This window comes from Ochrobactrum teleogrylli, from assembly GCF_037482325.1.
GTDB classification, from domain to species: domain Bacteria; phylum Pseudomonadota; class Alphaproteobacteria; order Rhizobiales; family Rhizobiaceae; genus Brucella; species Brucella teleogrylli.
The window spans coordinates 1,126,480-1,140,939 of the sequence record NZ_JBBHKQ010000001.1 but is presented as its reverse complement, the minus strand read 5'-3'; the positions used below and the strand labels follow the sequence as shown (position 1 = coordinate 1,140,939).

Sequence of the window (14,460 nt, the reverse complement as noted above, 5' to 3'; positions counted from 1 at the left end):
ATTTACTCCGCAGCCTCCTCGGCATTGCCCGTGGCGGCGCGCACCAGCACTTCCGCGTCGAGGCTGGCGCGTTCGAAGACGCCTTCCATCAGGCCCTCGCGCATCACCATCACACGGTCCGACATGCCGATGATTTCCGGCAGTTCCGACGAGATCATGATGATGCTGAGACCCTCGGCGGCCAGTTCGCTGATGAAGGCGTGAACCGCGGCCTTGGAACCGATATCGATGCCCTTGGTCGGTTCGTCGAGAATGATGACCTTCGGATTTGTGGCGAGCCACTTGCCGATGACGACCTTCTGCTGATTGCCGCCAGACAGCGTTCCGACCGGGACGGAAAGGGCGGCGGCGCGCAGGTCGAAGCGCTCGGCATATTTACGCGCCAGCGCCAGTTCTTCCGCCATGCGCAAAAAACCATTGCGCGAGGTGCGGGCGAGCGACGGCAGCGAAACATTCTGAAAGATCGGTAGTTGCAGCACCGCGCCGTGGCGTCCGCGCTCTTCCGGCACATAGACAATGCCATGCGCCACCGCGTCGCCGGGGCGGCGGATGCTGATCTCGCGATCTTCAAGCGTCACACGGCCACGCGATGGCTTGGTGATACCGAACAGCGATTGTGCGAATTCCGAGCGTCCCGCGCCGACAAGGCCGTAAACGCCGAGAATTTCCCCCTTGCGCAGCTCAAAGGAAATGTCGCGAAACTCGGTCGGGTGCGAATAGTTTTCAACCTTCAACACCGGCTTGCCGATGGTGACATTCTGCTTGGGGAAGGCCTGATCGACAGACCGCCCGACCATCATACGCACGATATCGTTCTGCCGCGTATCGGCAAGCGTACCGTGGCCGACGGCGTGCCCGTCGCGGAACACCGCATAATTATCGGCGATTTCGTAGACTTCATCGAATTTGTGGCTGATGAACAGGATGGCTTTGCCCTGCGCTTTCAGCCGCGCCACGATGCGAAACAGGTCGTCCACTTCCTTGCGCGACAAGGCTGCGGTCGGCTCGTCCATGATGACGATGCGCGAATCCACCGACAGCGCGCGAGCAATGGCGACCAGATGGCGCTGGGCGATGGAAAGTTCCTTGAGCTTTATCCGGGCATCGACCGTCGTTTCCAGCGAGGAAAGCAGCGCCTGCGAACGGGCATAGACGGCCTTCCAGTTGACGAAGCCGAGTTTCGTGCGCGGCGCATGGCCGAGATAGATGTTTTCGCCCACCGACAATTCGTCAAAGAGCACGGTTTCCTGATGAATGGCCGTTACGCCGTGATCGGTCGCATCCTGTGCGGTCGCCAGATGCACCGGATTGCCGTCGATGAGGATTTCGCCTTCATCGGGCTGGTAAATGCCGGTGAGGATTTTCACGAGCGTGGACTTGCCCGCGCCGTTCTCGCCGATCAATGCCGTCACCTTACCGGGATAGAGCGCGATATTGACGTCATCGAGCGCACGCACACCGGGAAATGTCTTGGCAATGCCGCGCATTTCCAGAATGGGCTGATCCGTCGGGGCAAGCACCGTCTGCTCACCGCTGGAATCACCGCTTGAGAGAAAAGCTGCATTCATTGCAGACACCTGAAATCGAATCCGGGGAATGGGAGGCGGCATCCGTTCAGCGAATGCCGCCTCTTTTCATGAATGCGCATCCTTTCGGGATGCGCTTTCCGATCAGAAGACCTTGGAGAACTGGTCGATGTTCTTTTCGTCATAGACGAAAGGATCGCTCATCGCGGCTTCGCCGTTTTCGCCGATCTTGATCTTGCCCATGCGTCCGGCATCGATTTCGGAACCCGGCTTGCCATCGGCATCACCCTTGACGAGGTGATAGGCGATCTGGGTTGCGGAATAGCCGAGATCAATCGGATTCCAGATGGCGAATTCCTTGGTCGCGCCCGACTTGATGGCGCCAGCCATTTCAGACGGCAGGCCAAGGCCCGTCACATAGACATCACCGATCTTGCCCGCATCCTTCACGGCCTGCGAAGCAGCCAGAACGCCCACGGTGGTCGGCGCCACGATGACCTTGACGTTCGGGTTCGACTTCAGGAGGCCCTGTGCTTCACGATAGCTCTTGTCGGCAAGATCGTCGCCATAGACGGTCGTGACCAGATTGAGGCCGGGGAAGTCCTTCAGTTGCTTCTTCATCTCGCCGATCCAGATATTCTGGTTGGTCGAGGTGGTGGTGGCCGACAGGATCGCAAAATCACCCTTGCCGTCTGGCAGGTGGTCGGCAGCAAGCTTCAGGCACATCTTGCCAATCAGCTCGTTGGACGATGGGTTGAGGTGCACGATACGGCCAGCCGGAGCGACGCCGGAATCCCACGAAATCACCTTGATGCCGCGCTGGGCGGCCTTTTTCAGCGCCGGTACGACCGCATCCGGGTCGTTGGCGGAAATGGCGATGGCGTTGACGCCCTGGGCGATCAGCGAATTGATGACTTCAATCTGGCCTTCGGCGGTCGTGGTGGTCGGGCCGGTATAGATGACCTCAACGCCGCCCAGTTCCTTGGCGGCTTCCTGCGCACCCTTGTTGGCGGCTTCAAAGAAGCCGTTGCCAAGCGACTTCGCGACGAGCGCGATCTTGATGTCGGCGGCCTGTGCTTGGGCGGCCATGAAGGCGACGGCCAGCGCAGTACCGAGTGCGAGTTTCTTGAAAAGTTTCATGTCTCATTCCTCCCAGTATAAAGACATATTTTCACAACGATCCCGGCATTGGCCGGGATGATAATAGAGTTGGCTCAGGCAACCTCGGCGGAATCCCCCTGTTCGCCACCCTTGCCGGCATTTGCGGAAGCCTGCGCTACAATCAGCCGGATACCCGCATTTTCCACCATCCGCCGCGCCTCATCGGAAATGCCGTCATCGGTGATCAGCGTGCTGACCCGGTCGAGTGGGCAAAGGATGAGGCTGGAACGGCGGGTGAATTTCGATGAATCGACCATCAGGACTAGCTCGTCCGCCTGGCCCATCAGTTTCTGTTCGCTCTGGATGATCAGCGCGTCGGATTCCATCACGCCAAGCGGGCTGACGCCCTGACAGCCCATGAACATGCGCCGACCGTAAAAATTACGGATGACGTCATTGTCGAAAGGCGAAAGGATCAGGCTCTGGTCGCGATAGATCGCGCCACCGGGCACGATCACCGTGCTTTTCGACTGCCGCAACAGATGTTCGGCAATGGCGAAGGAATTCGTCAGCACCTGAAGGCGGCGCGCCGTCAGATAATGCACCATCTGGAATGTCGTGGAGCCGCCATTGATAATGATGCTGTCGCCTTCATCGCAAAGCGCCACGGCTTCACGGGCGATGGCGCGCTTGCGGTCGCCATTTTCGGATTCCGAAACCTTGAACGGACGCCCTGCCAGACTGCCGAACTGCGGCGGATGGATGGCTTCCGCTCCACCGCGCACACGCTTGATGCGGCCCTGCATATGCAACGATGCGATATCGCGCCGAAGGGTCGCTTCCGACGCCTCCGTCAATTCCACCAGATCCTGAATGGTGATCACCGGCTTTTCCTGAACAGCGCTCAGGATGATGCGGTGGCGCTCTCTTTCGTGCATGGCTCCTCCTGCTTCCATCTATTCTCAAATTGGTGGCGCATGTCAATCACAAACAATCATTAATTCGCACATGCGTGAAATTTTTGATCGGTTATGATTGTTTGTGATTGACAGTATTTCGTTTCATGCGTCATATCTGCCGCCAACATGATCGCTCGCGCATGGGAAGGTGCGCGACGCGATTGGCCATACAGACTTGGGAGGATGACATGGTGGACAGCAATCGGCTGCTCGATAATCGCTGGGACGACGCCAAGGCGGCAACGCTGGATGAGCCGGGAAAGCTGCTTTACCGCTCCAATCTGCTCGGGTCAGACAAGCGCATCACCAATTATGGCGGCGGCAACACCTCTGCCAAGGTCGAGGAAATCGATCCGTTGACCGGCGAAAAGGTTCAAGTTCTCTGGGTCAAGGGTTCGGGCGGCGATGTGGGCACCATCAAGCTCGACGGTTTCGCCACGCTTTATCAGGACAAGCTCGATGCGCTGAAAGGCATCTATAAGGGCGTCGAGGATGAAGACCGCATGGTCGGCTTCCTGCCGCATTGCACCTTCAACCTTAATCCGCGCGCCGCATCCATTGATACGCCGCTGCATGGTTTTGTCGCTTTCAGCCATGTCGATCACATGCATCCAGACGCGATCATTGCGATTGCCGCGTCGAAAAATTCCCGCGAGCTGACGGCCGAGATTTTCGGTGACGATATTGGCTGGCTGCCGTGGCGTCGCCCGGGCTTCCAGCTCGGTCTCGATCTTGAGGCTTTCGTCAAGGCGCATCCAAAGGCCAAGGGCGTTGTCCTTGAAAGTCATGGGCTTTTCACCTGGGCCAACGATGCGAAGACCTGTTACGAAACCACGCTCGCCATCATCAACAAAGCCATTGAATGGCTGGACCAGAAGATGGCAGGCAAACCCGCTTTCGGCGGTGCTGTCACACAAAGTCTCGCGGCCTCCGAGCGCCGCGCCATTGCAGCGCGACTGATGCCGGAAATTCGCGGACTTATCGGCAAGGAAGAGCGTAAGCTCGGTCACTTCGATGATCAGGATGCGGTGCTGGAATTCGTGAATGCGAAGGAACTGCGCCCGCTGGCCGCTTTGGGCACATCCTGCCCGGATCATTTTTTGCGCACCAAAATCCGCCCGCTGGTCGTCAATTTCGATCCGGCCAAGCCGGATGTGGACGCCATCGTTGCCGGGCTTGAGGATGCGCTCGAAACCTATCGCGCCGATTACAAGCGCTATTATGAGACCTGCAAGCACTCCAATTCGCCCAAAATGCGCGACCCCAATCCGGTGATTTTCCTGATCCCCGGCGTCGGCATGCTGTCCTTTGCCCGCGACAAGGCGACGGCGCGTATCGCCGGCGAGTTCTATGTCAATGCGATCAATGTCATGCGCGGCGCATCTGCCGTGTCCGAATATCAGGGACTGCCGGAACAGGAAGCCTTCGACATCGAATATTGGCTGCTTGAGGAAGCCAAGCTGCAACGCATGCCGAAGCCGAAAAGCCTTGCCGGGCGCATTGCGCTTATCACGGGTGGCGCTGGCGGCATCGGCTATGCCACCGCCGAGCGGCTGGCGGGTGAGGGCGCTTGCGTGGTTCTGGCGGATATTGACGCAGAATCGCTCAAATCCGCTCACGCCAATCTATCGAAGCGTTTTGGCGCTGATCAGGTGCGCAGCGTCGAACTGAACGTGACCGACGAAAAGGGCGTCGCAAACGCCTTTGTCGAGGCCAGCGTTGAACTCGGCGGCATCGACATTCTGGTCTCCAATGCAGGCATTGCGTCATCGGCTCCTGTCGAAGCGACCGAATTGTCGATGTGGAACCGCAATATCGACATTCTGGCGACCGGCTATTTCCTCGTTTCGCGGGAGGCGTTCCGTCTGTTCCGCCGTCAGAAGATCGGCGGCAATGTGGTGTTCGTCGCCTCCAAGAATGGTCTGGCCGCATCGCCCAATGCGTCCGCCTATTGCACGGCCAAGGCTGCTGAAATCCATCTGGCCCGCTGTCTGGCGCTGGAAGGAGCCGATGCTGGTATCCGCGTTAATGTGGTCAATCCCGATGCGGTTCTGCGCGGTTCCAAGATATGGGACGGCGAATGGCGCGAACAGCGCGCGGCGTCCTCCAAGATCGATGTCTCGGAGCTGGAAGAGCATTACCGCAAGCGGTCGCTGCTGAAGCTCAATGTCCTGCCGGAAGATATCGCCGAGGCGATCTACTTCCTCGCCAGTGATGCTTCGGCCAAATCCACCGGCAACATCATCAATGTGGACGCCGGGAACCAGCAGAGTTTTCCGCGCTGATCGTGTAATCTGGGACATTCTGGGAGGAACCATGTCCGATCAACGTATTTCGGCGGATTTTATCGCCGAGCATAATTCCGGTTTCGAAAACGCGCTGAAAAGCGATTATCAGGCGCTGGGCGAACAGCTTTCGCGCCGCGGCATCGAGATCGACACCGTCACCGACAAGGTTGCAAGCTATTTCGTCGCCGTGCCTTCCTGGGGCACCGGCACGGGCGGCACCCGCTTCGGTCGCTTTCCGGGCGGCGGCGAGCCGCGCGGTATTTTCGACAAGCTGGACGATTGCGCTGTCATCAACGAGCTTTCCCGCGCGACGCCGAATGTTTCGCTGCATATTCCGTGGGACAAGGCAGACCCAAAGAAGCTGAAAACCCATGCCGCAGCGCTGGGCCTCGGCTTCGATGCTATGAATTCCAACACGTTTTCGGACGCTGCCGATCAGAAACTGTCCTACAAGTTTGGATCGCTCACCCATGTTGATCCGGCGGTGCGGGCACAGGCCGTCGAGCATAATCTCGAATGTATCGAAATCGGCAATGCCATCGGCTCCAAGGCGCTGACGGTGTGGCTCGGCGACGGGTCCAATTTCCCCGGCCAGCAGAATTTCACCCGTGCTTTCGAGCGCTATCTGGCTTCGATGGGCGAAATCTATAAAGCTTTGCCCGACGACTGGCGGCTGTTCTCCGAGCATAAAATGTATGAACCGGCCTTCTATTCGACGGTGGTTCAGGACTGGGGCACAAACTATCTGATCGCCTCGACGCTTGGTCCCAAAGCGCAATGTCTGGTCGATCTTGGCCATCATGCGCCCAACACCAATATCGAAATGATCGTGGCGCGGCTGATGCAGTTCGGCAAACTCGGCGGGTTCCATTTCAACGACAGCAAATATGGTGATGACGATCTCGACGCCGGTTCCATCGATCCCTATCGGCTGTTTCTCGTGTTCAACGAGCTGGTCGATGCCGATTATCGCGGCGTGAAGGATTTCAATCCGGCCCATATGATCGACCAGTCGCACAATGTGACCGATCCGCTGGAGAGCCTTATTTCGTCGGCAAATGAAATCCGCCGCGCCTATGCGCAAGCGCTGCTGGTAGACCGCGAGGCGCTGGAAACCTATCAGCAGGAAAACGATGCGCTGATGGCGTCGGATACGCTGAAACGCGCTTATCGCACCGATGTCGAGCCGATTTTGGCCGAAGCGCGCCGCCGCACCGGCGGGGCGATCGAACCGATTGCCGCCTATCGCGCCAGCGGTTATCGCCAGAAGGTCGCGGCGGAACGCCCGGAAAGCAAAAGCGACAGCGGCGCTTTCAACTGATTGAATTCAAACAAGCGCCGACGGAGAAAACTTCGTCGGCGCTGGTCTTTTATACCCGACCGTAAATATCGTCGAACCGCACGATATCGTCTTCGCCGAGATATTCGCCGCTCTGCACTTCGATCAACACCAGGGGCAGAATGCCAGGATTTTCCAGACGGTGCTTGAAGCCGCAGGGAATATAGGTCGATTGGTTGTTGGTCAGCAGAATTTCCCGGTCGCCATTGGTCACCTTGGCGGTGCCGGACACGACGATCCAGTGTTCAGAACGGTGATGATGCGCCTGAAGGCTGAGGCGGCGTCCGGGCTTCACCTCGATGCGCTTGATCTTGAAGCCGTCGCCCTCTTCCAGCACGGTGTAGGTGCCCCATGGGCGATGGGCGGTGCGGTGCAGCTTGGCGGCTTCGTGGCCATCGGCGCGCAGACGGTTGAAAACCTTGCGCACATCCTGCGCCTTGTCGCGATGGGCGACGAGCAGCGCGTCCGGCGTATCGACGACCAGAAGGTCGTGCACGCCGACAAGGCTGACCAGCCGGGTCTCCGACAGGACAAAACTGTTGGTCGTGTCTTCCAGAACGGTTTCGCCGCGCAGGCGGTTTCCGTCCGCGTCCGGGTTTATCAGGTCGGCCATGGCCGCCCAGGAGCCGATATCCGACCAGCCGCATGAAACGGGAATGCAGGCGATATTGTCGGCCTTCTCCATGATGGCATAATCGATGGAAATGGCCGGTGTCGCGGCAAACTCGTCCTTTGGAATTTCGATGGTCTTGGTGTCGCCATTGACGCCGCGTCGCGCATTTTCGAGCGAGGCCTGCACGCCGTTGAAAATCTCCGGCGCGTGGGCGCGCATCGCTTCCAGCATGGTTCTCGCGGTAAAGCAGAACATGCCCGAATTCCAGAAATAGCGTCCGCTCTCGACATAGGCCTGCGCGGTTTGCGCATCGGGCTTTTCGACAAAGCGCAGCACGTCCACGCCATCCGCCTCGATATAGCCAAAGCCGGTTTCCGGGTGATCGGGCACAATGCCGAATGTCACGATGCGACCGGTTTCGGCAAGCTGCCGCGCCTTTTGAACCGCTTCTGCAAAGGCGGGTTCGTTTTCGATCAGGTGATCGGCAGGCATCACCAGAAGCGTGGCGTCCGGGCCGTAGGTGGCGGCGGCGTGCATTGCGGCGAGCGCCACGGCAGGCGCGGTATCGCGGCCCAGCGGCTCTAGCAGAAAGGCATTATCGGTCTTGGGTGCCTTGGCGTCCGCATAGGCGTCGAGCGTCAAAAACAGAAAATCGCGATTGGTGACGGTCAGGATGTGATCGACGCCTTCAAGCCGTGCCGCCCGGTTATAGGTCTTGCCGATCAGCGTGCTGCCGTCGGGCAATTCGATGAAGGGCTTGGGGTGGGCATCGCGCGAAAGCGGCCAGAGCCTTGAACCGGAACCGCCGCTGATGATGACAGGAATAAAGCTCATTGCTCAGGCATCCTTTGTTGCGTTGCGGGCGATATCGAGGCCCATGGCCAGAAGTTCGGCGGCCTGATTTTCATTGGCCGCTTCCACATAGCAGCGTAATTCTGGCGCATTGCCGGAAGCGCGATAATGGACGGCATTGCCGGAATGGAAGAACAGTTTGACGCCATCAATGGCTTCAGACCGGATGATCGCATCATTGGACGGAAACAGCGCCTTGCGCCCCGCTTCATCCTTGAGGATGGCGAGGAACGCGCCGCTCTTTTCCTGCGGAACATTTTGCAGGCGGTCGCTAAGCGCAATGCGAAAGTTGAAAGCCGCGCCGATTTCCGCAAGCGGCTTGCCCTGCTCCTTGATCGCGCTTAGGCAGGCGAGGATCGGCAAAAGTGCGTCGCGGGTTGGCAGCGCTGACAGCGTGTGGCTTTTGCGGGTACTGTCGCTGCCCAAAAGCACGCCGCCATTGGCTTCGAAACCGACGGTGATCTTTGCACCCTCGGACTTGGCACGTTGCATGCCTTCGATGACATAGGGCGAGCCGACGCGGGTTCTGACAACGCGGGCGAAACGCCCGCATTCTTCCAGCGCCGCATTGGACGTGACCGGCGTGACGATTATATCCGCACCGATCCAGCTTGCGGTGATCGCGCCGACGAGATCGCCGCGCACGAACTGGCCGCTTGCATCGGCAATCAGCGGCCTGTCCGCATCGCCATCCGTGGAAACGATGGCGTCAAGGCGGTTTTCCTTGGCCCACTGGTCGAGAAGCCGGATATCTTCCGGGCGCAATGCCTCGGTATCGACGGGCACAAAAGTGTTGGAGCGCCCAAGGGCAATGGTTTCCGCGCCAAGCGCGGTTAGAATATCCGTTATAACATCGCGGGCGACCGACGAGTGCTGGTAGACGCCGACGCGCAGGCCCTTGAGAGCGCCGCGCCCCAGATAATCGATATAACGTTTCTCGTAGGCGCTGGTCGCGGCATCATTTTGTGCATCATTGCTGAAATGACGGGCGGTCAGGTCTGCGGGCAGGGCGGCATAGGCCGCGCTGATCCCCTGTTCGTCGGTCTTGTCGATTTCGCCATCGGCGCGATAGAATTTCAGGCCATTGCGGTCGTCGGGAATATGGCTTCCCGTCACCATGATGGAGGGTGCCTGTTTCGCCATGGCGTAAAAGCTGAGTGCCGGGGTGGGCAGCACACCGCAATTCACCGGCGTAAAGCCAGCGTCTTCAATGGCTGCCATGCAAAGCGCGGCAATGTCGGGGCTGGACGGGCGAAGGTCACGTCCGACGAAGACCTCCGCACCTTTTTTTAGCTTGCCGCTTTCGGCGAGCATTCGCACAAAGGCGAGCGAATAAGCGTAGGCGGGCAAGCCGTTCAGCTCATCCGCCAATCCCCTGAGACCGCTGGTGCCGAATTTAAGGGAACTGCCACTCATGCCTTCACTCTACCTTCTTGCGAAACTGCACCATCGAGCATAGCCAGATATCTTATAACCTTATTTCGATACAGGACCGATCCCCTCAATGGTGCAAAGTTATCTACCCTATTGCGGGTGATAATCCTTATAGGCGGGTAAATTCAAATCGTTAAGGCTTTCAGCGTTAACGATCGCCCGCGCCACCGCATCCGCCATGACCGTTGCAGCGATGGCGCCAATGGCGGTCACGTCCGCTTCCACATCCTTGGCCTTGCCTGTCGAGAGCGCGAAAATCGTGTCGCCGTCCCACATGGTGTGGATCGGATTGATGGTGCGCGCAAAGCCGTCATGGGCCATGCCTGCGATCTTCTTCAGTTCCGCCTTGTTGAACGGCACATTGGTGGCAATCGCCCCGATGGTCGTGTTGGCCCCGCCGGATTTGACGACGCCGTGGCCTTGCATGATGGCCTGCATCGTATCGCGGAAACCCTTGCCGTCCTCGGTGCGCGCACCGGCCAGAATCTGGCGCGAATTGGGCGCATAGACATCGCCGACCGCGTTGACGGCAACGATTGCCCCAACCACGATTTCCGTGCCCGGCACCGTGTAGCTTGCCGTGCCAAGGCCGCCCTTCATCGCGAAATCCTTGCCGAACATCTTGCCGACAGTCGCACCGGCTCCAGCGCCGATATTGCCTTCACCGGAAGCTTCCGCCTTGGCCGCCTTGCAGGCGAGATAGCCGGCTTCCTCATCGGGGCGGATCGAAAAATCGCCGACGCCGAGATCCATCAGGATGGCGGCAGGCACGATAGGCACCACGCCATTGCCGATCTTGAATCCGAGTTTGTTTTCTTCAAGATAGCGCATGACGCCGGTTGCGGCGCTAAGACCATAGGCGCTGCCGCCGGACAGGAGAATGGCCTGCACCTGCTGCACATAATTGATCGGATCGAGAAGGTCCGTTTCGCGTGTGCCGGGCGCGGAGCCGCGCACATCGACGCCAGCCGAAGCGCCTTCTTCACATAAGAGAACGGTGCAGCCGGTCGGGCGCTTGGTCAGCGTGTGATGGCCAAGCTTGATCCCTGGTACATCCGAAATGCTTCCGCCCATAAGTTCAAGCATGCTCTTTCCTCCCGTGCTCGCTGCCGATGCCGCGCTGACGACAAAGGGCATTGCTCCCAGCCCCGCAAGCGATTTGCCGAATGTTCTGCGATCCATAAACAGTTTTCTCCTCCATTGAACGCTTTACTCCGAAAGCGCATTCTTTTCGCGTGCGCGACGCTGGCGCAGCACATCCGCCACGAAGGTGCGCGACAGGGCATGATAGAGCGGCTCGTTGGAGATGAGCCGCGCCGTACCGTAACCGAGCATTGAGGCGCACATCAGCGGAATGACATTGTTATGATTGCCGGTCATTTCGAGAATGATGACGAAAGCCGTCATCGGGGCCTGCACGACGCCGGCAAAATAACCCGCCATGCCCAGCACGGCGGCAAGGCTCGCGCTGGTGCCGAGCACAAGGCCGATGGTGCTGCCGAGACCTGCGCCGACCGAAAGCGACGGGGCGAAAATGCCGCCCGGAATGCCCGAAATCATCGAAAGCAAACCGGCGACGAATTTTTCAACGAAATAGAATGGCGGCAAGGCCGCGCCCTCGACCGCGCCGCGCGCCTGATCATAGCCGGTGCCGAACGTCGCGCCGCCTGAAGCGATGCCGATAATCGCGACCAGAAGACCGCAAATACCGGCGAACAACACAGCGTTGCGCAGCGGCACCTTCTGCACATGGCGGCGCACACGCCGCCCCAGATTGAGCGCAAGCGCGCTGAAAACCGCGCCGAAAGCGCCGCCTATCACGCCGCAGGCGACGACCAGAACCCAGTCGCGGGCGGTCGTTGCCGTAACGGTGGTCATGCCGAAATAATTGTAGTTGCCGACCAGACCGAGCGAGGCGAGACCAGCCAGAATGACGGCGGACAGCACCAGCCCGTTGGTGCGCGCCGCATAGGCGCGGCCCATTTCCTCAATCGCGAAGACAATCCCGGCCAGCGGCGTGTTGAAGGCGGCGGCGATACCGGCGGCCGATCCGGCAAGGATAAGCCCGCGCGCCTGTTCCATGCCGCCGATCCGCGCCGATTGCAGCATGATCGATGCGCCGATCTGTACCGTCGGGCCTTCGCGCCCGATGGATGCGCCGCAGAAAAGACCGGCGACGGTCAGCAGTATTTTGCCGACTGCAACGCGAATGGAGAGAAGCAGGGACCGGTCCTGATGATCGTCGAGATGCCGCGCCGCGATAGCTTGGGGAATACCGCTGCCGCCGGAATTCGGAAACCAGGCAATGGCGATCCATGAGCAAGCCATGAAGCCGAGCGGCGTGATCACAAGCGGCAGCCATGCGCGCCAGACATTGCCGCCGGTGCCGTCCGTCAACGCCTTGAACCAATCCTGCGCGATATCGGCGGCTTCTGCAAAACCGACGCTGATGATGCCGATGGCGAGCGCGCCGCACCAGAAAACGAGCCTTGGTTTCCAAAGCCGTGGCGACATCCACATCGCTCTGGAACGGCGGATCAACGGAACGCGCTTATACGACTTTCGCATTATCTCCCCTCGGGACGGGTACATGTCCTATGCGGTCTATCACGCTAATTCTTAGCGGTAACTGAAACTTGTAAGCAAAAGGCTTTCCATTTGGTCATAACCGTGTTACCAGCCGGTGCCAATTCAACCAAGTAAACCCTGATTGTCGCTGCTCCCGGACATTTCCCGGAGAGGCGGCTTTTCTTATTCAAAGGAATTGGCAATGGCAAAAATCGTGGAATCGCCCACCGGCGCTCTCGCTCTCACATTCGACGATGTGCTCCTGCAGCCGGGCCATTCCGAAGTCATGCCGGGTCAGGTGGACCTGCGCACCCGCATCGCCAAGGATATCGAACTCAATCTGCCGCTTCTCTCCGCCGCCATGGACACGGTGACGGAATCGCGTCTCGCCATCGCCATGGCGCAGGCAGGCGGCATCGGCGTCATTCACCGCAATCTCACGCCGGAACGTCAGGCCGAAGAAGTCCGTCAGGTGAAAAAATTCGAATCCGGCATGGTCGTCAACCCGGTCACCATCGGCCCGGATGCGACACTGGCCGATGCGCAGGCGCTGATGAAGGCGCATGGCATTTCCGGCATTCCGGTCGTTGAAAACGCCACCAAGGGTCCGGGCCGTCTCGTCGGCATTCTGACCAACCGTGACGTGCGTTTTGCCTCCGATCCGGCTCAGAAGATCTATGAATTGATGACCCGCGAAAACCTCATCACGGTGCGCGAAAACGTCAATCAGGAAGAAGCCAAGCGTCTTCTGCATGCTCACCGTATCGAAAAGCTGCTCGTCGTTGACGACAAGGGCCGTTGCGTTGGTTTGATCACCGTCAAGGACATCGAAAAGTCGCAGCTCAACCCGAATGCCGCCAAGGATGCGCAGGGCCGTCTGCGTGCAGCCGCTGCAACCAGCGTTGGCGAAGACGGTTATGAACGCGCCGAACGCCTGATCGAAGCAGGCGTCGATCTTCTGGTGGTCGATACAGCGCATGGTCATTCGCAGCGCGTTCTCGATGCTGTCGCACGCATCAAGAAGGCCTATCCCAATGTCGCCATTCTGGCTGGGAATGTCGCCACCGCGGGCGGTACGCAGGCATTGATCGATGCCGGTGCGGATGCCGTCAAGGTCGGTATCGGACCGGGCTCGATCTGCACGACGCGTATCGTTGCCGGTGTCGGCGTGCCGCAGCTTTCGGCCATCATGTCGGCGGTGGAAGCAGCGCATAAGCAGAACATTCCGGTCATCGCCGATGGCGGCATCAAGTTCTCGGGCGATTTCGCCAAGGCACTTGCTGCCGGTGCTGTCGCCGCCATGGCCGGTTCGCTTCTGGCCGGTACGGAAGAAAGCCCGGGCGAGGTCTATCTGCATCAGGGCCGTTCGTTCAAATCCTATCGCGGCATGGGCTCGGTCGGCGCTATGGCCCGCGGTTCGGCAGACCGTTACTTCCAGGCGGAAGTGCGCGACGAGCTGAAGCTCGTGCCGGAAGGCATCGAAGGTCAGGTCGCTTACAAGGGGCCGATCTCGGCTGTGTTGCACCAGCTTGCCGGTGGCCTGCGCGCCTCGATGGGCTATGTCGGCGCGAAGACACTGGAAGAATTCCGCGAAAAGGCAACCTTCGTCCGCATTTCCAATGCGGGCCTGCGTGAAAGCCATTCGCACGGCGTCGCCATCACCCGTGAAAGCCCGAACTATCCGGGCGGCATGTAAGGCAAACTCGCTTCGTATTGAAGCGCATGAAAGCCGGAGCCTCGCGCTCCGGCTTTTGTTTTGATTTGGCGATTGCCTTTTGCC

At 59.3% G+C, this 14,460-nt stretch carries 10 protein-coding genes; 3 read left to right on the top strand and 7 right to left on the bottom strand.

Annotated features, from left to right (window positions below; all coding sequences use genetic code 11):
* Positions 1-2 precede the first annotated feature (2 nt).
* From WIX40_RS05295 to WIX40_RS05285, 3 genes are all read right to left on the bottom strand, one after another.
* Complete coding sequence (locus WIX40_RS05295; RefSeq protein ID WP_167836088.1) at positions 3-1,568, bottom strand: sugar ABC transporter ATP-binding protein; 1,566 nt, start codon at positions 1,566-1,568, stop codon at positions 3-5.
* Between the two features lie 102 nt (positions 1,569-1,670).
* Positions 1,671-2,666 carry a rhamnose ABC transporter substrate-binding protein gene (gene rhaS, locus WIX40_RS05290; RefSeq protein WP_140024612.1) on the bottom strand — a complete coding sequence of 332 codons (996 nt, stop codon included), beginning with the start codon at positions 2,664-2,666 and terminating at the stop codon, positions 1,671-1,673.
* A 74-nt stretch (positions 2,667-2,740) separates the two neighbouring features.
* On the bottom strand, positions 2,741-3,565 hold the full coding sequence (locus WIX40_RS05285; RefSeq protein WP_140024611.1) for a DeoR/GlpR family DNA-binding transcription regulator: 825 nt from the start codon (positions 3,563-3,565) through the stop codon (positions 2,741-2,743).
* 209 nt (positions 3,566-3,774) lie between these two features.
* On the opposite strand from WIX40_RS05285, the gene WIX40_RS05280 reads away from it, so the two are divergent.
* A complete protein-coding gene (locus WIX40_RS05280) occupies positions 3,775-5,871 on the top strand; it encodes a bifunctional rhamnulose-1-phosphate aldolase/short-chain dehydrogenase (protein WP_339438963.1) in 2,097 nt (698 codons plus the stop codon).
* Positions 5,872-5,902: 31 nt separating this feature from the next.
* Positions 5,903-7,195, top strand: coding sequence for an L-rhamnose catabolism isomerase (gene rhaI / locus WIX40_RS05275; RefSeq protein ID WP_171317929.1), 1,293 nt, complete (start codon positions 5,903-5,905; stop codon positions 7,193-7,195).
* Between the two features lie 49 nt (positions 7,196-7,244).
* Here rhaI and WIX40_RS05270 read toward each other — a convergent pair whose 3' ends face one another.
* The 4 genes from WIX40_RS05270 to WIX40_RS05255 form a co-directional block, all read right to left on the bottom strand.
* Positions 7,245-8,660 carry a mannose-1-phosphate guanylyltransferase/mannose-6-phosphate isomerase gene (locus WIX40_RS05270; protein ID WP_339438960.1) on the bottom strand — a complete coding sequence of 472 codons (1,416 nt, stop codon included), beginning with the start codon at positions 8,658-8,660 and terminating at the stop codon, positions 7,245-7,247.
* 3 nt (positions 8,661-8,663) lie between these two features.
* Positions 8,664-10,094, bottom strand: a complete 1,431-nt coding sequence (locus WIX40_RS05265; RefSeq protein ID WP_339438958.1) for a phosphomannomutase — start codon at positions 10,092-10,094, stop codon at positions 8,664-8,666.
* 108 nt (positions 10,095-10,202) lie between these two features.
* The gene (locus tag WIX40_RS05260; RefSeq protein ID WP_339438956.1) at positions 10,203-11,294 is read right to left on the bottom strand and encodes a P1 family peptidase; all 1,092 of its coding nucleotides are present in this window, start codon (positions 11,292-11,294) and stop codon (positions 10,203-10,205) included.
* Between the two features lie 27 nt (positions 11,295-11,321).
* Entirely contained in the window at positions 11,322-12,680 is a 1,359-nt protein-coding gene (locus WIX40_RS05255; protein WP_109367931.1) for a chloride channel protein, read from the bottom strand.
* A gap of 202 nt (positions 12,681-12,882) precedes the next feature.
* Between WIX40_RS05255 and guaB the strand changes: the two genes are divergently transcribed.
* Positions 12,883-14,376, top strand: coding sequence for an IMP dehydrogenase (gene guaB, locus WIX40_RS05250; protein ID WP_109367930.1), 1,494 nt, complete (start codon positions 12,883-12,885; stop codon positions 14,374-14,376).
* The last annotated feature ends 84 nt before the right edge of the window (positions 14,377-14,460 follow it).

Bases quoted from the DNA above. Each gene is read 5' to 3' on its own strand.
- guaB (WP_109367930.1), top strand. From the start codon at position 12,883: ATGGCAAAAATCGTGGAATCGCCCACCGGCGCTCTCGCTCTCACATTC.
- WIX40_RS05260 (WP_339438956.1), bottom strand. From the start codon at position 11,294: ATGGATCGCAGAACATTCGGCAAATCGCTTGCGGGGCTGGGAGCAATG.
- WIX40_RS05280 (WP_339438963.1), top strand. From the start codon at position 3,775: ATGGTGGACAGCAATCGGCTGCTCGATAATCGCTGGGACGACGCCAAG.
- WIX40_RS05285 (WP_140024611.1), bottom strand. From the start codon at position 3,565: ATGCACGAAAGAGAGCGCCACCGCATCATCCTGAGCGCTGTTCAGGAA.
- WIX40_RS05255 (WP_109367931.1), bottom strand. From the start codon at position 12,680: ATGCGAAAGTCGTATAAGCGCGTTCCGTTGATCCGCCGTTCCAGAGCG.
- rhaI (WP_171317929.1), top strand. From the start codon at position 5,903: ATGTCCGATCAACGTATTTCGGCGGATTTTATCGCCGAGCATAATTCC.
- rhaS (WP_140024612.1), bottom strand. From the start codon at position 2,666: ATGAAACTTTTCAAGAAACTCGCACTCGGTACTGCGCTGGCCGTCGCC.
- WIX40_RS05265 (WP_339438958.1), bottom strand. From the start codon at position 10,094: ATGAGTGGCAGTTCCCTTAAATTCGGCACCAGCGGTCTCAGGGGATTG.
- WIX40_RS05270 (WP_339438960.1), bottom strand. From the start codon at position 8,660: ATGAGCTTTATTCCTGTCATCATCAGCGGCGGTTCCGGTTCAAGGCTC.
- WIX40_RS05295 (WP_167836088.1), bottom strand. From the start codon at position 1,568: ATGAATGCAGCTTTTCTCTCAAGCGGTGATTCCAGCGGTGAGCAGACG.